The following is a 22,748-nucleotide window of genomic DNA, read 5'->3' as shown; positions in this document are numbered from 1 at the left end:
CATAGGGCGCACCTGACACACAGGTGGCCAGTACAGAGAGCGCTGTCTGGCCGAAAAACGTCACACCTGTCCGGGTCGGGATGATGTAGATCACTCGCCGGCGCAGGGCTCGCGGGCCGACTCCGCGTCGGCAAAGGCGGGGCCGGGGCGGGCGTAGCGTAGGGGCATGACGAAGTACGGATCTTTCCCCGGTTCGCGTCCTCGGCGGCTGCGGACCACCCCCGTCATGCGGCGTATGGTCGCGGAGACCCGGCTGCATCCGGCCGACTTCATCCTGCCCGCGTTCGTGCGGGAGGGCGTGAGCGAGCCGGTGCCGATCCAGGCCATGCCCGGGGTCGTGCAGCACACGCGCGACAGCCTGAAGAAGGCCGCGCTGGAGGCCGTGGAGGCCGGGGTCTCCGGGATCATGCTCTTCGGGGTGCCGGAGGAGTCGAAGAAGGACGCGCTCGGCACACCGGGGACGGATCCGGACGGGATTCTCCAGGTCGCCATCCGGGACGTGCGGGCCGAGGTCGGGGACGACCTCCTCGTCATGTCGGACCTGTGTCTCGACGAGACGACCGATCACGGGCACTGCGGCGTGCTCGACTCCGAGGGGCGCGTCGACAACGACGCCACCCTGGAGCGGTACGCCGAGATGGCGCAGGTGCAGGCCGACGCGGGGGCCCATGTCGTCGGGCCCAGCGGGATGATGGACGGGCAGATCGGGGTCGTCCGGGACGCTCTGGACCAGATCGGGCGGGAGGACGTCTCGATCCTCGCCTACACCGTCAAGTACTCGTCGGCCTTCTTCGGGCCCTTCCGGGAGGCGGTCGGGTCCTCCCTGAAGGGGGACCGGAAGACCTATCAGCAGGACCCCGCCAATGTTCGCGAGTCGATGCGCGAGCTGGCGCTCGACCTGGAGGAGGGGGCCGACCTGGTGATGGTCAAGCCGGCCGGGCCCTACCTGGACATCCTGGCGAGGGTGGCGGACGCGGTGCACGTGCCCGTCGTCGCCTACCAGATCTCCGGCGAGTACTCGATGGTCGAGGCCGCCGCCGAGAAGGGCTGGATCGACCGCGACCAGGCGATCTTCGAGGCGCTGACCGGCATCAAGCGGGCCGGGGCGCGCAACATCCTCACCTACTGGGCCACCGAAGCGGCCCGGAAACTGCGGTAGTCCGCCCGCCCCTACCAGCCGAGCACGTCGTCCCGGTTCTGCTGCCAGTACGTCACCTTCAGCGAGCTGTCGTAGTAGACGCCCTTGGCGGGCAGGGACGGCATCGCGGACGCGCCGCCGTCGCTGTTCGGGGTGTAGCCCTGGAAGGCGACGGTCAGCTTCTTCGCCGTCATGCCGCCGTCGCCGCTGCCGTCGGCGGCCGACAACAGAACGGCCGCGTAGCCGGACTCGCCGGGGGTGAGAGTCGTCACCGCCTGCGGCTGCGTCTCCTTGTCGGCCTGCGGGGCCCACTGCATCTCGTCGAAGCGCAGGATCGGGTAGTAGGTCAGATCGCATGTCCTGGAGCCGGTGTTGGTCACCGTGAGCAGCATGTGGTTGAGCGGGCGGGACATCGGCTGGGCGGTGACCCTGGTGTTGGAGCCGTTGCAGAGGACGCGGGTCGGGGCGGCGTCGGAGCCGGCCCCCGTCCCCTTGCCCTTGCCGGTACCGGTGCCGGTGCCCTTGCCGGTGTGAGCGCCGGTGCCGGTCGAACCCGTGGTGTCCTTCGCGGGGGTCTTCGCCGGGTCCTCGGAGGTGCCTGCCGACGTCGTCGCGGACTGCGTCGGCCGGGTGGCGGAGTCCGCCGCCGTCGATGACGCCGGGTGCGACGCGCCCTCGTCCTTCACGCCGGTTCCGTTCTCGCAGGCCGTGAGCGCCAGGGCGGTCAGGGCGGTGAGGGCGAGCAGGTGGCGGGTGCGGCGGATACGCATGATGAAGTCCTCTTCCGGGATGGCGAGTTGAAGCGATGTGCTTCGATGGCCAAAGCTTGTGAGGGGATCCGTCCCGGCCGCCATGACCTGCGGTCGATCAGGGACGCTGGAATGCCCACAACGGGTTTGACCAGGGGAAACAAACCGTCCCTGGAACGCGGGGATGGGACATGGAGAGTGGGGAAACGGTGTCTGCGAGCGAGTTCGCCGAGCTGCTGCGGGAGCTTAAGGAGCGGTCCGGGCTGAGCTACGGGACGCTCGCCAAACGGCTCCACATGAGTACGTCGACGCTGCACCGCTACTGCAACGGGGACGCGATCCCCACGGACTACGCGCCCGTGGAGCGGCTGGCCCGGCTCTGCAAGGCGTCCCCGCAGGAGCTCGTCGATCTGCATCGGCGATGGGTGCTGGCGGACGCGGGGCGCGGGAGGAAGACGGCGGGCGCGGCGGAAGGCGGTGCGGCGGAAGGCGGTGCGGCGGAGGGCGGTGCGGCGGAGGGCGGTGCCGTCGAGACCGGCGTCGTGGAAACCGGCGGCGTGGAGGCCGGCGGCCTGGAAGCCGTCGTTGAGGAAACGGTTCGCGGTGAGGCAACGGTTCCTGAAGGGGACGGTGGTGTGAGCGGCGAGGAGATCGGTCCTCCCCGGCCTGCGCGAACTCCCCGCCCCGCGCGTCGTGTGCGGCGTTCCCTGGTGCTGGCCGGTGTCGGTGTCGTGGCCGCCCTCGGGTCCGTCGCGCTGGTGCTGTCGCTGACCCTGCCGTCCGACGCATCGGGCGAGGGCGGCGGCGGGGGCGCCGCGGCAGCCGGGGAGTCCGTGCAGGGGAAGGGAAAGGGGAGCGGGTCGCCGTCGCCGTCGCCGTCGGCGTCCGTGTCCGCCTCAGCCTCCGCGTCCGCGACGGTGAGGCCGTCGGGCTCCGCCTCGGCCTCGGGGTCGGCGTCCCGGTCGGCCGCCGCACCCGGCGCGGGTTCCGGGATGCAGGCGGATGATTCCGTACCGCTGACGGTCAACACCCGGCCGTACGCCTGGGTGAACCCCTGCAGCCAGCACTATCTGATCCGGAGCGGGCCGGAGAAGGTCGCGCCGCCGCCCGTGGAGCAGGACGCGCCGGCGTGGGTGTCCGCGCACGGAGCCGTGTCGGCGGGGGAGCAGCTCTTGGAGATCACCGTGCAGGGGACCGGTGCGCAGACCGTGGTCGTGGACAAGCTGACCGTGCGCACGGTCGGCAAGGGCGTGCCGCTCGCCTGGAACGACTACGCCATGGGCTACCCGGGCGTCGGCTGCGGTGGCGGGATGCCGACGCGGGCCTTCTCCGTCGCCCTCGACGCGGCGCGGCCGGCGCTGGTGCCCGAGGCGGGGCACCGGGACTTCCCGTTCACGGTGAGCGAGTCCGACCCGGAGGCCTACTACATCACCGCCGACGCCTCCGCCTATGACGTGCGCTGGTATCTGGAGCTGTCCTGGTCCAGCGGTTCGCGGCACGGCACGGTGACGATCGACGACGAGGGCAAGCCGTTCCGCACGAGCGGCTCGAACGGGCGGCCCGACTACGAGTTCCCGCTCGGCGGTTCCGCGTGGCAGCGGGCGGGGGCATCTCCTGCGTCGTAGGAGGCGGAGCCGGTCAGAGGGCAGGAGCCTGTCAGGGTGCCGGCGCTTGAGGGGCCCTCGTCGCGCAGGCCCTGGCCGTCGTTGCACGCGGTGAGGGCGAGCGCGGCGACGGCCGTCAGCGCGGCGGCGAGCAGGCGGACGCGGGTGCGGGTGCGGGTGCGGGTGCGGGGGGTGGGGCGAGTGGGCATGGGGCAAGCCTGGGGCGTAGGGCCCGCCGTCTTCCACCTGCGCGGCGAAACTCGGGACGCCGGTCCGGTCCCACCATGTCTGACCTGCGAGAACGGCGTCCTGTCGGGACGGGATGTGGGACGCCGTTCCCCCGGGTCAGTCCCACCAGAAGGACCAGGCGGGCTCGCCGATCAGCTCCTCGGCGTAGGCGCGCAGGGCGTCCGGGCCGTTCCGGGTGATGGTGTCGGGGCAGAACGCGAAGTGCTCCGCCGCCACCGCCTCGGCCTCCGCGAGGGTGGCCGGCGGGGCCGCGACCGACACGACAAGAGTGTCGAAGCCGAGCGCGACCACCCGTATGCCGAAGCGGTCCTCCCAGGAGCGCAGGACGGCGCAGAGGCGGGCCACGTCGTTCTCGTGGTTCAGGGGGCCGGTCCAGCCGATCGCAGCCGGGATGTCGGCGGACCGGCGGGCCGCGACCAGGGCGAGGTGCGGCTCCTTGAGCCAGGTCCGGGTGCCGTCCGTCAGCGAGTCGGCGATTGCGGCCGCGCGGGCGTCCGGGGTGGCGGTGGGGGAGGTTTCGGGCGCGAGGCCGGGCCAGTCGGGGCCGAAGGGATCGGCGCCCTCGGCGAGTTCCTCCTCGGCGTTGTCCTCCCAGTACTCCGCGAGGACGTCGTCGGCGTCGTGGTCCCCGGGGTAGGACGGCTCGTCGGGCATCAACTCCCAGTCCGTGGGGCCGCCCTGAGGGTCGCCCACGTCCACGAGGACCGGGAGCAGACCCGCGCGGGCGGCCTGCGCGCCGATGGCCTTCCAGGTGCCGGGCGAGGCGGCCTTCTCCGCATGCCACAGCAACGGCTCGTGCCACGGACCGTCGTCGGTCGTGTCGATCAGTCTCCCGGGCGGGAGTTGCAGCCCCAGGGAACGGCCGCTCGGGTCGGTGGCCAGCCTGGGCAGCGGGTTGGGAAGAGTCGCCATGGAGGTGACTGTAGGGGCAGCCACTGACATTGCCGTGTGCGGGCGGGCGGCGACGGCCGAGGCCCGGCGGCCCCTTCGCGGGGGCGGCCGGGCCTCGGTGGGCGTGGGAGCGGGTCGCCGGCGCCAGCCGCAGGTCTTGACCGTGTTCCAGTCCACCGCCAGGACGGTTTTCACCGGGGCGTTGGTGTTCGTCCGCGACGGGTTGTAGATCCGTGTGTATCGACTGGGCGCTGACCCGGATCGACACACTCTGCGGACGACTGGTGCAGCCAACTACCTATCGACTGAGCCTGTTCGTGTTCGGTTTTTCTGCGGAACGCAGACGGCGAAGGTGAGCACGCCACTCCGGCTCGTCCTGAGTCTCGAACAGCACCTCCCAGTGGCCTGAGGCGGGAGTGGTACGAGCGGTGGCCCGCCGACTCGCGTCCTGCTGCTGACGCTTCCTCTTCCGCTGTCCTGGCACCGGCCCACCATCGCTGGCCCTGTGCCCCCTCAGCAAGGCCATTCGGGGCTGAGCGGGTCGGCTTCTACTGGAGAGACGTGGTGAAGGCGGCCCAGTCGGCGGGGTCCACGTGGAAGACGGGGCCGTCTTCGAGACCCCCTGTGTGCCTGCCCTTGACCCGGTCGCAACCCGTCTCGCCGGGTGGGGACTCGCCGGGAGCCCGCGCGCCGACGACGTGCTGCTCTGCGTGAGCGAGCTGGTGATCAACGCCCTGCTGCTCGGCAGCGCGCCGTGCCGCCCCGAGTTCCGCATGCTCTCGCTCGACGGGAACGTGCTGTGCTTCGCGACGACGTGGGAGCACGCGATCAGCACGTCCGTGCTGACAGCGCCGCATCGTTCGCTGGTCCTTCGTCGGTTCGCCGAATGGGTGGCGGACGGAGCGATGGACGAACCGGGCGAGCCGCCGCTGAGCCCAGAGGCCCGCCCCGCTGGGTGTCATCCAGCGGGGCGGGCCAGCCAAACCTGGAGAGCCTGGCCGGCCCTTCTCTTGTCAGGCCTTGTTCACCGGTTCCTGGAGTTCGGTGACCCACTCGTCGTGGTTGTCGGGGCATTCCAGGTTGATTTCTCGGGGGTAGCCGACCGAGCGGTAGCCGTTGGCGTCGATCCAGCGGCCGAGGGTCTGGACGGTGGGCAGAACGGTCTCCATCGAGCCGCGGTGCATGACGGTCGCCGCCTGCTCGACGGGCGGCAGGTCCACGATCTGCAGCCCGTCGTCCTCACTGAGGGGCGCGGAGACCTCGACACCCGCGTGGATGAGGATCCCGCCGTCCGGCGCGTCCTCGTAGTAGGCGACCCCGGGCCCGGATGGGGCGATACCTGCCGCCTCCAGACGCCGGAACAGCTCGTCGTAAAGCGGCTGGATAACCGGGCCGATGGTCTCGAAGTCCGGTGCCACTGCGGTCAGTTCGGCCAGCCGCACGCTCGGCAGGCTCTTCAGTACGACATCGTTGCTGGGCATCTGCCCCTCGCTCTCAATCGAGCGGAGCCTCGCCTCGACCTGGGCCAGCCGGGCCGCCGCGGCCGTCATCGCCGCCTCCAGCTCGGCGCGCCGCAGCCGCAGCATGGCGCGCAGCTCCTCGGTGGTCACCTTCTCGTCCAGGATCGTCTGGACCTGCTGGAGGGTGAAGCCGAGGTCCTTGAGCGCGATGACGCGGTTGAGGCGGGCCAGCTGGGCGGCCGTGTAGTAGCGGTAGCCGGTGGCCGGGTCGACGTGGGCCGGGCGCAGCAGGCCGGTCGCGTCGTAATGACGCAGCATCCGGACCGAGACGCGACCGTGCCGGGCGAAGTCTCCGATGGTGAACATGATGTCTCCGAGTTGACCGCCTGACACGGTGTGAGGGTCAAGAACACTGCTCGGACGCCCGGAAAAGATCGTGAGCAGGATCGGTCACGCACGGTGACCCGCGCTCGGCGACGGATGCGGGAAGCCGTCACGCACGGCCTTCGTCGCCCCGCCGGTACGCTCCCGCACGCGCCGCAGCCACTGCGGCCTCGGCGGCTCGGTCTGCGGCGGCTTCGTCGAGGCGGTCGCTGCTTGTCAGCAGGCGGTAGTAGAGGGGGGCGGAGACAGCACGGATCACCTCGTGGACATCGGTGCCCTCGGGCACTTCACCCCGGTCGATGGCCTGTTGGACGCAGGGTGCCCACTCCTTGACGCGGATGTCGTAGAAGCGGTGCAGGGCCTCGGCTGTCTTCGCCTCGCAGGTGGCGGCGGCGATCACTGCCTTGAACAGCGCTCCTTGCCGCGGGTCGGTCAGAGTGCGCTGCACGAGCCGGGCGTTGGCCTTGAGATCACCGAGCAGCGAGCCGGTCTCGGTACGCGGCAGTGACTGATCGGCCATGTCCAGCAGCAGATCGGCCACCAGGCCGGTCACTGTTCCCCAGCGGCGGTAGACGGTGGTCTTGCCCACCTCGGCGCGGCGCGCGATGTCGGCGAGGTCCAGGTGGGCAAAGCCGTGCTCCGCCAAGGCGTCCCCAGCCGCCTTCAGCACCGCCGACCGCACCCGCGCCGTGCGCCCACCTGGACGGACGGTCCCCGGATCCGCACCCTCAAACGCCATAACGGGACTCCAGTGTCATTAATTACCTGCACCTGCTACGTTGAGACCTACATTAACGGAACTGCAGAACCATTAGCCAGGTCAGGCGACGAGAGGAACAGCCATGGAATACCGGCGGCTGGGCGCATCCGGCCTCAAGGTCCCCGCACTGAGCTTCGGCGCCGGCACCTTCGGCGGCCAAGGGCCGCTGTTCGGTGCCTGGGGCAACACCGATGCGCAAGAAGCCCGCCGTCTCGTGGACATCTGCCTCGACGCCGGGATCACGATGTTCGACACCGCCGACGTCTATTCCGGCGGGGCCTCCGAGGAGGTGCTGGGCGAAGCGATCAAAGGCCGCAGGGACCGGGTGATCGTGTCCACCAAGACCGGCCTGCCGATGGGCGACGGCCCGGGCGATGCGGGCTCCTCTCGTTCGCGCCTGATCGCCGCCTGTGAGGACGCCCTGCGCCGGCTCGGCACCGACTACATCGACCTGTTCCAACTGCACGCCTTTGACGCAGGCGCGCCCATCGAGGAGGTCCTGTCCACCCTCGACGATCTCGTACGAGCAGGGAAGGTCCGCTACCTCGGAATCTCCAACTTCTCCGGCTGGCAGGCGATGAAGTCCCTCGCGAGCGCGGAGAGGTACGGCCACCCGCGCTATGTCGCACATCAGGTCTACTACTCACTCATCGGCCGCGACTACGAATGGGAACTGATGCCCCTCGGGCTCGATCAGGGCCTCGGGGCCCTCGTCTGGAGCCCGCTCGGCTGGGGACGGCTCACCGGCAAAGTCCGCCGCGGCCAGCCACTGCCGGCCAACAGCCGACTGCACCACACCGCGGACTACGGCCCGCCGGTCGAGGACGAACACCTCTACCGCGTGGTCGACGCCCTCGATGAGATCGCGCAGGAGACCGGCAAAGGCATTCCGCAGATCGCCATCAACTGGCTGCTGCAGCGACCGACCGTCTCCTCCGTCATCATCGGTGCCCGCGACGAGAGCCAGCTTCGCCAGAATCTCGGTGCCGTCGGTTGGACGCTCACGCCCGACCAGACGGCGAAACTCGATGCGGCGAGCGGCAAGACGGCGCCCTACCCGTACTTCCCTTATCAGCGTCAGGAAGGCTTCGCCCGCCTCAACCCGCCAGTTGTCGCACCTTCGCCTGCAACATGACACCGGCGTCACTCAGTTGGAGCGTATAGCCACGTGTCCCTCAGGTGTGCGTCGGCGGTGTCGCAGACTCGGCCGCTGCCGCTGCCGCTGCCGCTGCCGCTGCCGCTGCCGGGGCCGCTGCCGGGGCCTCGGGGGCGGTGGTGCGGTGGGAGGTCATCGCGACGGCGGCGATCGCGGTCGCGGCCAGGAGCGCCCCGGCGGTGGCCAGGGCCGCCTGCGCGGCGGCGTGCGGCGCGTCCGCGCCGGCAAGGTAGATGCCGCCGGCGACCGCGACGCCGAGCGTGCCGCCGAGTTGCTGGACGGCGTTGAGGAGCCCCGCGGCGGAGCCGGTCTCCTGCGGTCCGACGCCGTCCAGCGCGGTGGTGAAGAACGGTGGCGTGAACAGGCCGGTGCCCAGGCCCGCGACGGCGAGCGCGAACGGCAGGGCTGAGGGGTACGCGTCGGGGGCGCTTGCCCGGTAGGCGAGGACGGCCGCGGCCAGACCGGTGGCGAGGGTGGCGATACCGGCGTGCATGACGCGGGTTCCGTGGCGCGGGACCAGGTAGGCGCCCGCGGCCCATGACCCGGCGGCCAGTCCGGTCGACCACGGCAGCAGGGTCAGGCCCGCGGTGAGCGGGCCGCGGTCGAGGCCCAGTTCCAGGTGCAGCACCACAGTGATCATGACGGCGTTCATCGAGGCGAAGAACAGCGTTGAGGTGGCCAGCGCCGCCGGGAACGCGCGGCCGCGCAGCAGCGCCGGTTCGATCAACGGGTTCCGGCCCAGGCGGGCGGCGCGGCGCTGGTGGGCGACGAACAACGCGAGGACGGCGGTGCCTGCCGCAGCGGTCGCCCACGCCACCGGGCCGGGGGTGCCGGTGGCCAGCGGGCACACCACCAGGGCAGTGCCGGTCATCGCCAGCACGGTCCCGGCCGGGTCCAGGCGCGGGCGGGACGGGGCGCGGTCATCGCGCAGCCGCGGCGCGATCGCCAGCACGGCGGCGGCGAGGGGAAGGTTGACGAGGAAGACCGCGCGCCACGACGACCCGAACACGTCGGCGTGCGTCAGGACTCCGCCGAGCACCGGCCCCAGCACCGCGGACAGGCCCATGACCGGACCGATGGCGCCGAGTGCCTTGGGTAGTTCGTCGCCGTCGAACATCGCGCGGATCAGCCCGAACGTCTGCGGGATGATCAGCGCCGCGGCGGCGCCCTGCAGCGCGCGCAGCCCGATCAGCGCCTCGGGGGTCGGAGCGAGGGCGCACGCCAGCGAGGTGGCGGCGAACGCGGCGACGCCGATACGGAAGACACGGCGGCGGCCGGCGATGTCGCCCAGCCGGGCACCGGTCAGCAGCCCGAGCGCGAACGCGAGCGTATAGGAGGCGCTGAACCACGGGATGGCGGCGCTCGCGCCGCCGAGGTCGGTGTGGATGACGGGTCCGGCGACCTGGACGATCGTCGCGTCGAGGAGGTTCATGGCCTCGGCGACCAGCACCGCGGCCAGAGCGAGCCACCGCCACCGGTACGCGGGCTCCGACACCACTGACCCAGGTACAGACTCGGGCTCAGGCTCCGTCGCGGCCAGGGACCCGGAGGAGGCCGGTGCGTGGCGCGGGTCCACGTCCGGGCCCGGATCCTGGCGCGGATTCCGGCGCGGGGCGGCGGGTGTGTTGCGGTGTGTGGCGCGGGACATGCTCTCTCCCCCTGCAGTGTCCGGGACGGCGGCCCGCCCCGGTGAGGCGGCTGGTGACCACCGTGCCGCCCCACCCGCCCGGGCTTCCATTTTTGAGCCAGGGATGGGTGATTACTTCCATCAAGCCACGCTAATTTGGTGGATATGCTCGAACTGGATGATCTGGACCGCGGCCTGATCCACGCCCTGCAGGTGGATGCGCGGGCCCCGTTCACGCTCGTCGCCGAGGTACTCGGCTCCTCCACGCAGACCGTGGTGCGCCGCTATCGCCGCCTGTACGCGCAGGCGGGCCTGCGCGTGGTCGCGCTGCCCGCGCCGCGCAGCTCCGGCACCCACCAGTGGTTCGTGCGGCTGACCGCCGCGACGCGTACCGCGCACGACATCGCAGTCGCGCTCGCGCGCCGCCCAGACACGTCGTGGGTGCGGCTGACCTCCGGCGGCACCGAAATCGTGGCGATCATCCACACCACGCCCGCGGGCCCGGACGCCCACGCGCTGCTGCTGCGCGACATCCCGCGCACCGCGGGGATCACCGCGGTCTCAGCGCACTACTTGCTGCACACCTACCTCGGAGGGCCGACCGCGTGGCGCGGCCGTGTCGACGTCCTCGACGCCGCACAGCAGGCGCGGCTGCGCGCCGAGAGCGGCGCAGGCCCCGGACCGGACACCGCCCGCGCGCACACCACCGCGGCGGCCCACGGCGAGTCGGCGGCGGCAGCAGCCGGGCCGGAACCAGGCGCGCCCGCGTACCTGCTCACTGACGCCGATCGGCTGCTGCTGGACGCGCTGCGCGACGACGCCCGCATCAGTTATGCCGACCTTGCCGCCGCGACCGGCTCGACCGCGTCCACGGTGGCCCGCAGGCTTGCCGAACTGCGTGTGCGCGGCGCGTTGTTCTTCGACGTGGACGTCGACCCGGCGCTGCTGGGTGTCACTGTCTCAGCGCTACTGTGGATGCAGGTAGCGCCCGCGCACCTGGACGACGTCGCCACCGCGCTGGCCGGGCACGAGGAACTGGCGGTGGTCGCGGCGACGACCGGTCCGACGAACCTGGTCGCGCACGCGCTGTGCCGGGACGCCGAGGAACTGCACCACTACCTGACCCGGAAGGTGGCGTTGGACGCGATCGCGCGGATCGAGACCGCGCCGGTGCTGCGCACGTACAAGGCCGCTGCGACGCTGCGGACCGGCTGAGCAGGGTGGGCCGCCAAGTCCCGCTGCAGAGCCCGCCTGCCCTGCTCGATCGACGCGATTGCGAGCTCGGGAAGGTGGTGTGGTGCGAGTTCGAGGGACCGCTCCAGGGAAAACGGGTGCCGGACGGGAGGCCGGCGGTCAGCGGGACTTTCTCGCGCGCAGGCGATGCGTCAGCCAGATGCCCAGGCCGATCAGCGGCAGCACGACGGCGGCCGGGATGAGCACGCCCGCCCCGCCGATCAGCAGGAAGCCGATCAGCGCCTCACCGACCGACGGGTCGTCCTGGCCGCCCAACTGTTCCTCCCTGCGCCCGTGTTCCTGATGCCGGCACCTCGGGGGACGCGTGCGTGCCAGGAGTCGGTTCCGACGTGACCCGGTCCACCGTGGCCTGGAAGCATTCCCTCTTGCCGCCCGCCGCGGGGAGGAAGCAGGCCCGGATGACCGTTCCCGCGCGGGTCGTCGCCATGAGTGTGTGGACGTAGGTGTCCGCCTCGATGCGGTTCCTCACCCGGGCGAGGTGGCCGCGTAGTTCGACCTCGTCGCCGATCCGCGTGCCCCACATCCGTACCCACGTGGCCCCGCACATCTCGCTGTACCGCAGCTGTACCGAGGCTCCGGTGGCGGTGACGTGCTCGGCCAGGGTCTCGGGCGCGGGGCCGCACTGCATGACCAGCGGGTCCTTGCCCTCGCAGCCGGCGTCCCGGCAGCGCGGCCCGGTCACGGACGGGGACGCCGACGACGATGCCGACGGTCGTGCCCCCTCACTCCCGTGCGGGAGGAGGAGAAGGGTCAGTACGACCGCCCCGAACACCAGGGCGGACACCGACACCAGGACCGCCACGGCCGTCGCTCCCCGGCGACCGACGGCGTCCGTGGAGCCTCCGGGAGCTGGAGTCGGGGTCGGCGTCGGGGGCGGGGAGGGTTCCGTCGGCGCGGTCGGCGTGGTCTGCGTGGTCGTCGGCGTCGGCTCCTTCGGGGCGTCGCTCCACTCCGACTGCGCGAGGTCCCGCAGTGCCAGGTAGCGGCCGGGCGGTTCACCGGCCAACCTGCACAGCTCCTGGACCGCCGGGCGCGGCGGCAGCGTCCTGCCGTTGAGATAGCGCTCCCAGGACGACTTGCTGAACGTGGTCTTCGCCGCGAGCCCGGCCAGGCTCAGACCCGTGCGCTCCTTCAACTCCCTCAGCCCGGTGGCCAGCCGGGCGCTCTCCGGTGACGGCTCGGGCCTGGTCATCCGCGGAGCGCCTTCCACGTGAGCGGTCCGACGATGCCGTCGTCCTCCAGACCCGACCGCTTCTGCAGGGTCATGACCGCTCGCCGGGTCAGCGGACCGAACATGCCGTCGATGCCCCCCGGCGAGATGCCCGCCCGGCGCAGCAGGCACTGCGCCTCGGCCACGTCGGGACCGCTGTTGCCGGTGGCGATCTCGGCGTCCTGGGTGCGGCTGTTGCCCGCGTACCAGAGCCCGCCGACCTTCTCGACGCGGCAGCTGTACGTGGGAGCGGACGACGACGCCCCGGCGGTGGACGGGCCCGGGGGAGCGATCGCGTGGTCGCCGCCGTCGTCGAGCCGCATGATCAGAAGGACCGCGGTGGAGACGGCCAGGACCAGGGCCAGCACTCCCGCGACGAGCGCGATGTGCAGCGAACGCCCGGGAGGCGGCACGCTGACGGCCCCCTCCTCCGCACCCACAGCCTGCTCCGCCGAAGCAGCCCGCGCCGCCGAAGCAGCCCGCGCCGCCGGCGCCGACGTGGTCGTCACCTGTGCGGCGCCCCATGTCTCGGCCGCGACCTCGTGCAACGCGAGCAGCCGCACGGGGTCGACGCCGCCGATCCGGGCCAGTTTCTCCACGGCGTCCCGGGGCGGCAGCGACCGGCCGCCCAGATACCGTTCCCACGACTTCTGGCTGTACCCCGTCTTGGCCGCCAGTTGGCGCATGCTCAGCTCGCCGCGATCCGTCAGCCCGCGTAACTCCGTCACCAACTGCCGTACACGCGGATCGAGTTCGGCGGACAGCGCTTTGCGACGCGCCATGTTCCCCCCATATGCGGTCATGGACCGTGGTCAGCGGCCCCCCGCTGCGTCGCATTCTGCATGAGCGGCACACCGTCTGCACATGGTCTGCCACAGCCGTCCCGCCGCAGCGTCCCGACGGATGGCATCCACGCAGGTCAGCGGGTGGGACGTCCCAAGAAGCCGTCACTTCCGCGGCGGCCGTGGCGGCCCCTGCTCCCCGCCCCCACTCTTGTTTGCGAGCCGGCCGGTGCGGTCGGCCCACTCATGTCTCAGACAGCGAGCCGCTCGCCCGGGGGAACGTCAGGGCGAGGAAAGCGGTTCCGACGAAGGGGGTAACAGCATGCGTATGACCAAGAAGTTCGCCGCCCTGGCCAGTGGTGTCCTGATGACCGGTGGTCTGCTGGCCGGAAGCGCGGGTGCGGCCCAGGCCGCGCCGTCGGCGTCGTCGGACTGTCCGGCGGGCTGGTTCTGCGTCTGGGCCGGGCAGAACTACACCGGCCACATGCAGAAGATCTCGGGGACGAACCGTGACCTGACCCAGTACTCGGTCTTCCAGAGCTTCAAGTCCTGGTACAACCACGGCAACTCCTGTGACCTCAAGTGGTACTCGGAGAGGGACTACGGCGGCTCCAGCTCGCTCGTCTACAAGGGCTACAAGACGAGCACCCCCGAGAGCCACTACATCAAGTCCAACACGTGGGTGAACTGCAGCTGAGCTGAACCGAGCTGAGCGAACGCCACGGCCCGTCCTCTCACGGGGGAGAGGACGGGCCGTGGCGTTCGCTTCAGGCGCTCAGACTCAGAGCTTTTCGGGCGTCCGGATGCCCAGCAGGGCCATGCCCAGGTGCAGCGTGCGGCCCGTCAGGTCGACCAGGAACAGCCGGTTCTCGACGACCTCCGGCGCGTTGTCCGGCGACAGCACGTGGCACTGGTCGTAGAACGTCGTCAGGTGCGAGGCCAGCTGGTAGAGGTACGCCGCCAGCTTGTGCGGCGCGTACTCCGCCGCGACCTCCGCCAGCAGCTCGCCGAACTGGTCCAGATGCAGGCCCAACGCCCGCTCCGCCGGGGCCAGTTCAAGCTCCGGGTGGGCGGCCGGGCGGGCCTCGCCCGCCTTGCGCAGGATCGACTGGATACGGGCGTACGCGTACTGGAGGTACACCGACGTGTCGCCGTTCAGCGAGACCATCTGGTCCAGGTCGAACTTGTAGTCGCGGACCGCGGACGTCGACAGGTCGGCGTACTTCACCGCGCCGATGCCCACGTACCGGCCGTTCTCGACGACCTCCTCGTCCGTCAGCCCGACCTTCTCGCGCTTCTCGCCGACGACGGCCGTCGCCCGGTCCACCGCCTCGTCGAGGAGGTCGACCAGCTTCACCGTCTCGCCCTCACGGGTCTTGAACGGCTTGCCGTCCTTGCCCAGGACCGTGCCGAACGCCAACTGGTGCGCCTTGACGTCCTCGTTCAGCCAGCCCGCCCTGCGCGCCGTCTCGAAGACCATCCTGAAGTGCAGCGACTGACGGGCGTCCACGACATAGAGCAGCGTGTCCGCCTTGATGTTGAAGACACGGTCACGGATCGCCGACAGGTCCGTCGCCGCGTAGCCGTAGCCGCCGTCCGACTTCTGCACGATCAGCGGGACCGGGTTGCCGTCCGGGCCCTTGACGTCCTCGAAGAAGACGCAGAGCGCGCCCTCCGAGCGGACCGCCACGCCCGACTCCTCCAGGAGCCGGCAGGTCTCCGCCAGCATGTCGTTGTAACCCGACTCGCCGACGATGTCCGGGTCCCGGACCTCCATGTCCAGCTTCTCGAAGACCGAGAAGAAGTAGATCTTCGACTCGTCGACGAACTTCTGCCAGATCGCGAGCGTGTGCGGGTCGCCCGCCTGGAGGTCGACCACCCGGCGACGGGCCCGCGTCTTGAACTCCTCGTCGGAGTCGAACAGCTTGCGGGCCGTCTTGTAGAGGCGGTCGAGGTTCGACATCGCCTCCTCACCGCTGACCTGGGACTCCTTGTGGTCCAGCTCGTGCGGGTGCTCGTCCAGGTACTGGATGAGCATGCCGAACTGGGTGCCCCAGTCGCCGATGTGGTGACGGCGCACGACCGTCTCGCCCGTGAACTCCAGGATCTGCACCACCGCGTCGCCGATGACCGCCGACCGCAGGTGACCGACGTGCATCTCCTTCGCCACGTTCGGCTGGGCGTAGTCGATGACGGTGGTGCCGGGGTGCTCGGCCTGTGGGACGCCCAGGCGGTCCGCGTCCGCGTACCGCGCAGCCAGGTTCTCGGTGATCGCCCGGTCGGTGATCGTCACGTTCAGGAAGCCGGGGCCGGAGACCTCGATCTCCTTGATCACGTCACCGGTCACGACCTGCGCTACCACCTGCGTCGCCAGCTCCCGCGGGTTGGCCTTCGCCTTCTTCGCGAGGGCCAGGATGCCGTTGGCCTGGAAGTCCGCCCTGTCGCTTCGTCGCAGCAGCGGGTCCGCGGTGCCGGCCTCCGGCAGGGCTGCCGTAAGGGCCGTCGCGAGACGCTGGTGGACCGAAGCGGTGAGAGACGTGACCGGGGCCATGGGAGTGGGTGCCGTTCTCCTGGTGGGGATGGATAGACACGGCCAGTATCCCATGGGGGGTAAAGCGGTTTTCCCGGGCGCGGGGCCGTCTGGGAGAATGAGCCCGTCAGCAAGCCTTCCGAGCAACTCAGAACAAGAGGACGTGCCGATCGTGGCTCAGAGCACCGAGACCACCGACTGGGTCTCCCGTTTCGCGGATGAGGTCATCGAGGAGTCGGAACGCCGAGCCCCCGGCACAGTGACATCAGTCGCTACCGCTCCGGTCGTCGTCGTAGCCTCCGGGCTCTCCCCCTCCGGGCCGATCCACCTGGGCAACCTGCGTGAGGTCATGACCCCGCACCTCGTCGCCGACGAGATCCGCCGCCGCGGGTACCAGGTCCGCCACCTGATCTCCTGGGACGACTACGACCGCTACCGGAAGGTCCCGGCCGGCATCGCGGGCGTCGACGAGTCGTGGGCCGAGCACATCGGCAAGCCGCTGACCTCCGTCCCGGCCCCCGCCGGCTCGACGTACCCGAACTGGGCCGAGCACTTCAAGGCCGCCATGATCGAGGCGCTCGCCGAGCTCGGCGTGGAGTTCGACGGGATCAGCCAGACCGCCCAGTACACCGCCGGCGTCTACCGCGAGCAGATCCTGCACGCCATCAGGCACCGCGCCGAGATCGACGCGATCCTCGACCAGTACCGCACCAAGAAGGCCCCGGCGAAGCAGAAGCAGCAGAAGCCCGTCGACGAGGCCGAGCTGGAGGCCGCCGAGGGGTCCGGCGCGGCCGCCGAGGACGACGGCTCGTCCGGGGCCGGGTCCGTGGGGTACTTCCCGTACAAGCCGTACTGCGGCAACTGCGACAAGGACCTCACCACGGTCACCTCCTATGACGACGACACGACCGAGCTCACGTACTCCTGCACCGCGTGCGGCTTCTCCGAGACCGTCCGGCTCAACGAGTTCAACCGCGGCAAGCTGGTCTGGAAGGTCGACTGGCCCATGCGCTGGGCCTACGAGGGCGTCGTGTTCGAGCCCTCCGGCGTCGACCACTCGTCCCCCGGCTCCTCGTTCCAGGTCGGCGGGCAGATCGTCGGGATCTTCGGCGGCAAGCAGCCCATCGGACCCATGTACGCCTTCGTGGGGATCAGCGGCATGGCGAAGATGTCGTCCTCTCGCGGTGGCGTGCCCACCCCCGGCGACGCCCTGAAGATCATGGAGCCGCAGCTCCTGCGCTGGCTGTACGCCCGCCGCCGCCCCAACCAGTCCTTCAAGATCGCCTTCGACCAGGAGATCCAGCGCCTCTACGACGAGTGGGACAAGCTCGACGGCAAGGTCGCCGACGGCTCCGCCCTGCCGGCCGACGTCGCCGCGCACTCGCGTGCGGTGCGCACGGCTGGCGGCGACCTGCCGCGCACGGCGCGACCGCTGCCGTACCGGACGCTGGCCTCCGTCGCCGACATCACCGCCGGGCACCAGGACCAGGCGCTGCGGATCCTCAGCGAGCTCGACCCCGAGAACCCGATCGGCTCGCTCGACGAGGCCCGGCCGCGGTACGACAAGGCCGAGGCGTGGATCAACAACCACGTCCCCGCCGACCAGCGCACCATCGTGCGCGAGGAGCCCGACGCCGAACTGCTGAAGTCCCTCGACGAGGCCTCCCAGCAGTCGCTGCGGCTGCTGCTCGACGGCCTCGCCGAGAACTGGTCGCTGGACGGCCTCACCCACCTCGTCTACGGCGTGCCCAAGGTGCAGGCCGGGTTCCCCGCCGACGCCACCCCCAAGGAACTCCCGCCGGAGATCAAGACCGCCCAACGGACGTTCTTCGCGCTGCTCTACCACCTGCTGGTGGGGCGTGACACGGGACCGCGGCTGCCCACGCTGCTGCTCGCGGTCGGACAGGAGCGGGTGCGGGCCCTGCTCGGGGAGTAAGCGGCAGTGGAGAAGGGGCCCTCGTTCTGAGGGCCCCTTCTTCCTGTCTCAGGCGATGTGGTCTTCCTGCAGCTCCGCCGTGTGGCGGTTGGTGAAGCGGTTGACCATGCGGTCGGCCTCACGCTGCGGAATCGTTACGCCGAACGTCGCTTCCACGTCGTCCCGCAGCTGACCCGACGTGGGGTAGCTGCCGTCGATCGACTTCTTGAAGACCATGTAGTAGTCCTCCTCGGTCGGCTCCGGAGAACCGCCGCCCTCACCGAGCTCGCGGCTGCGGCCCGGCACCACCGGGATGGGGAACGAACCCGTCTCCTCCGGAGAGGGCTCCTGAGCCGGGGGCTCCTCCTGGTACTGGTCCGTGTACTGCTCGGCCTGCTGCTGCTCCGCATACCACTGGGCGTACTGCTCCGAGGGGTCGTACGTGGGGTCGTAGCCGCCCTGGTACTGCACCTCGTGCGGCGACTGGAACCAGGGACTCTGGTCCTCCTCGGGCGGCACGGGCGGCTGTGCCTGCGGCTGCGGCTGCGGTTGTTGTTGCTGCGCCGGGGCCGCCGCCAGCTCCTGCAGCCCCTGCGGCCCCTGCTGGGATGCCAGTGCCTGTGTCTGCAGCTGCGTCTGGGGCTGGGGCTGGGCTGCCTGCGTCTGCGCCGGCATCGGGGGCAGCAGGACCGGTTCTATGCCTGCCGCCGCCAGGCCCGCCGGGGCCGTCTCCGCCAGCGGGACACCGTAACGGGCCAGGCGCAGAGGCATCAGGGACTCCACCGGAGCCTTACGACGCCACGCCCGGCCGAAACGGGAATGCAGCCGCGCCCGGTAGACGAGACGTTCCTGCTCCAGCTTGATCACCTGGTCGTAGGACCGCAGCTCCCACAGCTTCATCCGTCGCCACAGGAGGAACGTCGGCACCGGGGAGAGCAGCCAGCGCGTGATGCGCACGCCCTCCATGTGCTTGTCCGCCGTGATGTCCGCGATCCGGCCGATCGCATGCCGCGCCGCCTCCACCGCGACCACGAACAGGACCGGGATCACCGCGTGCATGCCCGTGCCCAGCGGGTCCGGCCACGCGGCGGCACCGTTGAACGCGATCGTCGCCGCCGTCAGCAGCCACGCCGTCTGACGTAGCAGCGGGAAGGGGATGCGGATCCACGTCAGCAGCAGGTCCAGGGCCAGCAGGACGCAGATACCCGCGTCGATGCCGATCGGGAACACATAGGAGAAGTTCCCGAAGCCCTTCTTCAGAGCCAGCTCACGGACCGCCGCGTACGAACCGGCGAAGCCGATGCCGGCGATGATCACGGCGCCGGTCACCACCACGCCGATGAGAACGCGGTGCATCCGGGTCAGCTGTATTGGCGCGGACACCCGTACTCCCCTCCCCTTGCGTGTTCTTGCGCGCAACAGGGTGGCACATGTGTGCGGCGCACGCGTTGCCGGTCCGTCAGCTCTTCGCCGAAGCGGCCGCCTTCGGAGCCGCCGCGGCCGCCTTCGACGCCGCCGCCGACGCCGACGTGGACGGAGCCGCGGACGGCGACGCCTTCGCTGTCGGAGAGGCCGCCTTCGAACCCGCAGCGGAGGGGGACGGGGCGGCCGGGCCCGACGGCGACGCGCCCGAACTCCCGCCGCCACCCTCGCCGTTGGCCGACTGCACCGCGGCCACCGCCTCCTTCACCGCCTTCTCCGCCGACTTCGTCAACGTGTCCGCGCTCGGCGTCTTGTCACCCGCCAGACCGGCCCCGTTGTAGTCCAGCGTGACGACGACGTTCTCGACGCGCGCCACAACCGTCTGCTGCTTGAAAGCGCCTTCCGACTTCTTCAGGTCGTAGCGCACCAGCGTCGCCTCGTCGCCCGTGCCGGCCACCGGCGTCGCCTTCGTGTTCTTCGCGCCCGACACCACCTGCGCGTCCTTGACCTGCTTCGCGTAGTACGTCTTCGCCTGCGACGCGCCGTCGCCGGTCGTCGCATCCGACTCGAAACGCAACAGGGACACGTTCAGCCACCGGAACTGCGAGCCCTTCACACCGTTGTTGGCCAGACTCGACCAGGAACAGCTCGCCCGCGCACCCGTGTCGCTGGACGTCCCCTCCTTGCCCTTGGCCGACCCCTTCGGCACCAGCTCCGTCAGCGTCTTCTTCGACAGCACCGCACACGCCTGCGGCAGCGTCTTGTACGCCGCCGCCTGCACGGTCGGCGCGGCACTCGCCGCCGAGTCACCCGAACCGGAGCCGGTCGTGGCGCTCGTGTCCTGCGCGTCCTTGCCGGAGTCGGAGCCGGAGTCCGAGGAGCAGCCCGCGGCGATCAGCATCACCGGGACGGCCACCGCGGCGGCCAGGAGGCGGTTCAGCCCTCCGGCACGCACCACGCGCTCGTCACGCTGCTCACACTGGTCAAACTGGCCGTCACGCTGGGCTCGTCGCTGCATGGTTCCTTCACTCATGACGCTCGTGGTTCCTGCGGTCGGATCGGGTCCGAGGGGCCACGGTACGCGGTGAAGACTCTGTGCGGTTCCGCTTCAAAGCCTTTGCGAGGGCGAGGCGGACAGGGCCGAAGTGGCCTCAACCGGCCAGGGAGTCGGACAGCTGTGCGGCCAGTTTCCGGGCCTTGTCCTGCATTTCCTTGCTGTCCGGGACCACGCCCACGGTCGCCGGCTGCTCCTCGTACTCGATCGTCACGATGACGTTCGACGTGCGGAACGCCACAGTCACCGTGCGCTGCTTGGCCGTCGAACCGGAACTGTTGAGCACGTCGTCGATGAACGCCTCGTCGCCCAGATCGTCCAGGAGCCGGGGCTGGACGTCGACGGCCGCGACGGTGGAGGAGGGGGAGGCGGAGCCGGTGGCGGAGAGGGAGGCGGAGGGGGAGGGGGAAGCAGGGGCAGAGGTAGCAGGGGAGGGGGAGAGGGTGGCCGTCGCGGAGGGGTTCGCGCTCGTGGAGGGGAGGGGCTCCGGAAGGTCGGCGGCGGTCACCTTCTTCGCGAAGAGGGCCTCCGCCTGGCTGTCGTCGCTGACGGCGTTGTCGTAGGAGACGACGCGCTCGAAGTCGACGAAAAGATGGTCGGTCGCGTCCGAGGACTCCACCTTCCAACGGCAACCCACCTTGCGGTCCGTGTCGTACGTCAGCGTCGCCTCGCCCGCGTAGGCCGCCGTGCGCCGGGTCTCGTCGGTGAGCTGCTTGATGCCGGGGAGAAGGGAGTCGAGCGTGTTCCGGCTGACGACGCCGCAGGCCTCCGGCAGCGTGGCGTACTTGCCCGGCTGGGCGGCGGCGGCGGACGTGCCGGCCTGGCCCGGGTTGGAGTTGTCCGTCGAGCCGCCCTTGTCCGAGCCGCCGGTGCAGCCTGCCAGCAGCGCCGCGAGGAGCACGACGACACCGGGTACGTAGGCCTTCCGCTGCACGGTCGGCTCCTCTCGACGGTGATGAACGGTGATGGACGGCGGTGAACGGCGGTGAGCGGTGGCTCCGAGGGGTGGGTGTCCCAGTGTCCCCGCTGGTTAATCGCTTGCCGGGCGGGGGTGGCCCCTGCAGACAATGTGTATCGCACGCAACGCCGTGGATGCCGGTCCGTCGTCCCTTTTCACTGACCTTGGCCCTGGTTTTGCGATCTATGGCTTCTGTTTGTTTCCGGGGGAATGAGGGCGAAATGTCGTACGTGGAAATGCCGGGCGCGAAGGTACCCATCCGCATGTGGACCGACCCGACGTCGGTCGAGGAGGGCGCACTGCAGCAGCTCCGCAACGTCGCCACCCTCCCGTGGATCAAGGGCCTGGCGGTCATGCCGGACGTCCACTACGGCAAGGGCGCGACGGTCGGCTCGGTCATCGCGATGCAGGGTGCTGTGTGTCCTGCGGCGGTGGGGGTGGACATCGGCTGCGGAATGTCGGCGGTCAAGACGTCATTGACGGCGAACGACCTGCCCGGCGACCTGTCCCGGCTGCGCTCGAAGATCGAGCAGGCCATTCCGGTGGGCCGGGGAATGCACGACAGTCCCGTCGAGCCGGGGCGGTTCCATGGGATGGCCACCGCGGGGTGGGACGACTTCTGGGGGCGGTTCGAAGGAGTCGCTGAAGCGGTCAAATTCCGTCACGAGCGCGCCATGAAGCAGATGGGGACGCTCGGATCCGGAAATCACTTCGCAGAAGTTTGCATCAGTGGTGACGGATCGGTCTGGCTCATGCTCCACTCCGGCTCCCGGAACATTGGCAAGGAACTGGCCGAGCATCACATCGGCGTGGCTCAGAAGCTTCCGCACAACCAAGGGCTGATCGATCGCGATCTTGCCGTGTTCGTCGCGGACACTCCGCAGATGGCGGCCTACCAGAATGATCTCTACTGGGCTCAGGAGTACGCGAAGTACAACCGATCGATCATGATGGGTCTGTTCAAGGACGTTCTCCGCAGGGAGTTCAAGAAGGCCCGGGTGACCTTCGAGCCCGAGGTGAGCTGTCATCACAACTACGTGAACCGAGAGCGTTACGACGGCATGGACCTGCTCGTCACCCGTAAGGGGGCGATCAGCGCCAGGGCCGGTGAGTACGGCATCATCCCGGGTTCGATGGGCACGGGCTCGTACATCGTGAAGGGTCTCGGCAACGAGAAGGCCTTCAACTCGGCGTCGCACGGTGCCGGTCGGCGGATGAGCCGCAACGCGGCGAAGCGTCGCTTCACGACGACGGACCTGGAGGAGCAGACGCGGGGCGTGGAGTGCCGTAAGGACTCCGGCGTCGTGGACGAGATCCCGGGTGCCTACAAGCCGATCGAGCAGGTCATCGATCAGCAGCGGGACCTGGTGCAGGTCGTGGCGAAGCTGAAGCAGGTCGTGTGCGTGAAGGGTTGAAATAGGCGAGAGGCCCAAGCCGTTACGGCTCGGGCCTCTTGCTCACTGCTCGCTTGCTCAATGCTCAGCAGCCGACTCGGCGTTGGTCTGTCCACGGACAGGACCTTATGGGGGAGTGGGAACCGGGGCGGGGGTGGGCGTTGTCCTGAAAGTAGTAGTCGTACAGGAGTGCGGGGATACGGGGGTTCTT

Annotated in this window: 20 protein-coding genes; 7 read left to right on the top strand and 13 right to left on the bottom strand. The window is 70.2% G+C overall.

The window, feature by feature from the left end:
- Positions 1-166: 166 nt before the first annotated feature.
- A complete protein-coding gene (gene hemB / locus B5557_RS19215) occupies positions 167-1,159 on the top strand; it encodes a porphobilinogen synthase (RefSeq protein WP_079660627.1) in 993 nt (330 codons plus the stop codon).
- An 11-nt stretch (positions 1,160-1,170) separates the two neighbouring features.
- Here hemB and B5557_RS19210 read toward each other — a convergent pair whose 3' ends face one another.
- On the bottom strand, positions 1,171-1,908 hold the full coding sequence (locus tag B5557_RS19210; protein ID WP_107472610.1) for a DUF4232 domain-containing protein: 738 nt from the start codon (positions 1,906-1,908) through the stop codon (positions 1,171-1,173).
- A gap of 170 nt (positions 1,909-2,078) precedes the next feature.
- Here B5557_RS19210 and B5557_RS19205 point away from each other — a divergent pair, with 170 nt between their 5' ends.
- Entirely contained in the window at positions 2,079-3,512 is a 1,434-nt protein-coding gene (locus tag B5557_RS19205) for a helix-turn-helix domain-containing protein (protein ID WP_173877706.1), read from the top strand.
- Here the strand turns inward: B5557_RS19205 and B5557_RS19200 are convergent.
- The 4 genes from B5557_RS19200 to B5557_RS19170 form a co-directional block, all read right to left on the bottom strand.
- On the bottom strand, positions 3,452-3,700 hold the full coding sequence (locus B5557_RS19200) for a hypothetical protein (RefSeq protein ID WP_079660625.1): 249 nt from the start codon (positions 3,698-3,700) through the stop codon (positions 3,452-3,454). The two genes, B5557_RS19205 and B5557_RS19200, sit on opposite strands and share 61 nt — an antisense overlap.
- 136 nt (positions 3,701-3,836) lie before the next feature.
- Complete coding sequence (locus tag B5557_RS19195; protein ID WP_079660624.1) at positions 3,837-4,652, bottom strand: DUF4253 domain-containing protein; 816 nt, start codon at positions 4,650-4,652, stop codon at positions 3,837-3,839.
- A 992-nt stretch (positions 4,653-5,644) separates the two neighbouring features.
- Positions 5,645-6,457, bottom strand: a complete 813-nt coding sequence (locus tag B5557_RS19175; RefSeq protein ID WP_079660621.1) for a MerR family transcriptional regulator — start codon at positions 6,455-6,457, stop codon at positions 5,645-5,647.
- 127 nt (positions 6,458-6,584) lie between these two features.
- Complete coding sequence (locus tag B5557_RS19170; protein ID WP_079660620.1) at positions 6,585-7,214, bottom strand: TetR/AcrR family transcriptional regulator; 630 nt, start codon at positions 7,212-7,214, stop codon at positions 6,585-6,587.
- Positions 7,215-7,317: 103 nt separating this feature from the next.
- Between B5557_RS19170 and B5557_RS19165 the strand changes: the two genes are divergently transcribed.
- Entirely contained in the window at positions 7,318-8,370 is a 1,053-nt protein-coding gene (locus tag B5557_RS19165; RefSeq protein ID WP_079660619.1) for an aldo/keto reductase, read from the top strand.
- A 40-nt stretch (positions 8,371-8,410) separates the two neighbouring features.
- Here the strand turns inward: B5557_RS19165 and B5557_RS19160 are convergent, their stop codons facing one another.
- Positions 8,411-10,039: an MFS transporter gene (locus B5557_RS19160; RefSeq protein ID WP_079660618.1), complete on the bottom strand. Its 1,629-nt coding sequence runs from the start codon at positions 10,037-10,039 to the stop codon at positions 8,411-8,413.
- Between the two features lie 144 nt (positions 10,040-10,183).
- Here B5557_RS19160 and B5557_RS19155 point away from each other — a divergent pair, with 144 nt between their 5' ends.
- Positions 10,184-11,233 (top strand): Lrp/AsnC family transcriptional regulator, encoded by a 1,050-nt coding sequence (locus tag B5557_RS19155; RefSeq protein WP_079660617.1) that lies wholly within the window; start codon positions 10,184-10,186, stop codon positions 11,231-11,233.
- 138 nt (positions 11,234-11,371) lie between these two features.
- Here the strand turns inward: B5557_RS19155 and B5557_RS43745 are convergent, their stop codons facing one another.
- Genes B5557_RS43745 through B5557_RS19145 form a run of 3 tightly spaced genes read right to left on the bottom strand, consistent with a single transcriptional unit; the run spans position 11,372 to position 13,264 of the window.
- Entirely contained in the window at positions 11,372-11,527 is a 156-nt protein-coding gene (locus tag B5557_RS43745; RefSeq protein WP_159424397.1) for a hypothetical protein, read from the bottom strand.
- Entirely contained in the window at positions 11,496-12,464 is a 969-nt protein-coding gene (locus B5557_RS19150; protein ID WP_079660616.1) for a helix-turn-helix domain-containing protein, read from the bottom strand. The genes B5557_RS43745 and B5557_RS19150 overlap by 32 nt, the downstream gene beginning before the upstream one ends.
- Complete coding sequence (locus B5557_RS19145; RefSeq protein ID WP_079660615.1) at positions 12,461-13,264, bottom strand: peptidoglycan-binding protein; 804 nt, start codon at positions 13,262-13,264, stop codon at positions 12,461-12,463. The genes B5557_RS19150 and B5557_RS19145 overlap by 4 nt, the downstream gene beginning before the upstream one ends.
- A gap of 322 nt (positions 13,265-13,586) precedes the next feature.
- Between B5557_RS19145 and B5557_RS19140 the strand changes: the two genes are divergently transcribed.
- Entirely contained in the window at positions 13,587-13,961 is a 375-nt protein-coding gene (locus tag B5557_RS19140) for a peptidase inhibitor family I36 protein (protein ID WP_079660614.1), read from the top strand.
- A gap of 84 nt (positions 13,962-14,045) precedes the next feature.
- On the opposite strand, the gene argS is transcribed toward B5557_RS19140, so the two are convergent.
- Positions 14,046-15,815, bottom strand: coding sequence for an arginine--tRNA ligase (gene argS / locus B5557_RS19135; protein ID WP_079660613.1), 1,770 nt, complete (start codon positions 15,813-15,815; stop codon positions 14,046-14,048).
- Positions 15,816-15,957: 142 nt separating this feature from the next.
- Here argS and lysS point away from each other — a divergent pair, with 142 nt between their 5' ends.
- Positions 15,958-17,730: a lysine--tRNA ligase gene (gene lysS, locus B5557_RS19130; RefSeq protein ID WP_079660612.1), complete on the top strand. Its 1,773-nt coding sequence runs from the start codon at positions 15,958-15,960 to the stop codon at positions 17,728-17,730.
- 48 nt (positions 17,731-17,778) lie between these two features.
- Here lysS and B5557_RS19125 read toward each other — a convergent pair whose 3' ends face one another.
- The 3 genes from B5557_RS19125 to B5557_RS44500 form a co-directional block, all read right to left on the bottom strand.
- Positions 17,779-19,092 (bottom strand): DUF2637 domain-containing protein, encoded by a 1,314-nt coding sequence (locus B5557_RS19125; protein ID WP_079660611.1) that lies wholly within the window; start codon positions 19,090-19,092, stop codon positions 17,779-17,781.
- 76 nt (positions 19,093-19,168) lie between these two features.
- Positions 19,169-20,164 (bottom strand): DUF3558 domain-containing protein, encoded by a 996-nt coding sequence (locus tag B5557_RS19120; protein WP_107472609.1) that lies wholly within the window; start codon positions 20,162-20,164, stop codon positions 19,169-19,171.
- A 118-nt stretch (positions 20,165-20,282) separates the two neighbouring features.
- Positions 20,283-21,119 (bottom strand): hypothetical protein, encoded by an 837-nt coding sequence (locus B5557_RS44500; protein ID WP_079660609.1) that lies wholly within the window; start codon positions 21,117-21,119, stop codon positions 20,283-20,285.
- Positions 21,120-21,364: 245 nt separating this feature from the next.
- On the opposite strand from B5557_RS44500, the gene B5557_RS19110 reads away from it, so the two are divergent.
- Positions 21,365-22,558, top strand: coding sequence for an RtcB family protein (locus B5557_RS19110; protein WP_079660608.1), 1,194 nt, complete (start codon positions 21,365-21,367; stop codon positions 22,556-22,558).
- Positions 22,559-22,748: the final 190 nt, after the last annotated feature.

It is taken from the genome of Streptomyces sp. 3214.6 (genome assembly GCF_900129855.1).
GTDB classification, from domain to species: domain Bacteria; phylum Actinomycetota; class Actinomycetes; order Streptomycetales; family Streptomycetaceae; genus Streptomyces; species Streptomyces soliscabiei.
Note: the sequence above shows the minus strand (reverse complement) of the source record. Positions and strands in the feature narration are given on the sequence as shown.

Excerpts from the sequence above, each read along its gene's own strand:
- hemB (WP_079660627.1), top strand. The coding sequence starts at position 167 with ATGACGAAGTACGGATCTTTCCCCGGTTCGCGTCCTCGGCGGCTGCGG.
- B5557_RS19210 (WP_107472610.1), bottom strand. The coding sequence starts at position 1,908 with ATGCGTATCCGCCGCACCCGCCACCTGCTCGCCCTCACCGCCCTGACC.
- B5557_RS19205 (WP_173877706.1), top strand. The coding sequence starts at position 2,079 with ATGGAGAGTGGGGAAACGGTGTCTGCGAGCGAGTTCGCCGAGCTGCTG.
- B5557_RS19200 (WP_079660625.1), bottom strand. The coding sequence starts at position 3,700 with ATGCCCACTCGCCCCACCCCCCGCACCCGCACCCGCACCCGCACCCGC.
- B5557_RS19195 (WP_079660624.1), bottom strand. The coding sequence starts at position 4,652 with ATGGCGACTCTTCCCAACCCGCTGCCCAGGCTGGCCACCGACCCGAGC.
- B5557_RS19175 (WP_079660621.1), bottom strand. The coding sequence starts at position 6,457 with ATGTTCACCATCGGAGACTTCGCCCGGCACGGTCGCGTCTCGGTCCGG.
- B5557_RS19170 (WP_079660620.1), bottom strand. The coding sequence starts at position 7,214 with ATGGCGTTTGAGGGTGCGGATCCGGGGACCGTCCGTCCAGGTGGGCGC.
- B5557_RS19165 (WP_079660619.1), top strand. The coding sequence starts at position 7,318 with ATGGAATACCGGCGGCTGGGCGCATCCGGCCTCAAGGTCCCCGCACTG.
- B5557_RS19160 (WP_079660618.1), bottom strand. The coding sequence starts at position 10,039 with ATGTCCCGCGCCACACACCGCAACACACCCGCCGCCCCGCGCCGGAAT.
- B5557_RS19155 (WP_079660617.1), top strand. The coding sequence starts at position 10,184 with ATGCTCGAACTGGATGATCTGGACCGCGGCCTGATCCACGCCCTGCAG.
- B5557_RS19150 (WP_079660616.1), bottom strand. The coding sequence starts at position 12,464 with ATGACCAGGCCCGAGCCGTCACCGGAGAGCGCCCGGCTGGCCACCGGG.
- B5557_RS19145 (WP_079660615.1), bottom strand. The coding sequence starts at position 13,264 with ATGGCGCGTCGCAAAGCGCTGTCCGCCGAACTCGATCCGCGTGTACGG.
- B5557_RS19140 (WP_079660614.1), top strand. The coding sequence starts at position 13,587 with ATGCGTATGACCAAGAAGTTCGCCGCCCTGGCCAGTGGTGTCCTGATG.
- argS (WP_079660613.1), bottom strand. The coding sequence starts at position 15,815 with ATGGCCCCGGTCACGTCTCTCACCGCTTCGGTCCACCAGCGTCTCGCG.
- B5557_RS19120 (WP_107472609.1), bottom strand. The coding sequence starts at position 20,164 with ATGAGTGAAGGAACCATGCAGCGACGAGCCCAGCGTGACGGCCAGTTT.
- B5557_RS19110 (WP_079660608.1), top strand. The coding sequence starts at position 21,365 with ATGTCGTACGTGGAAATGCCGGGCGCGAAGGTACCCATCCGCATGTGG.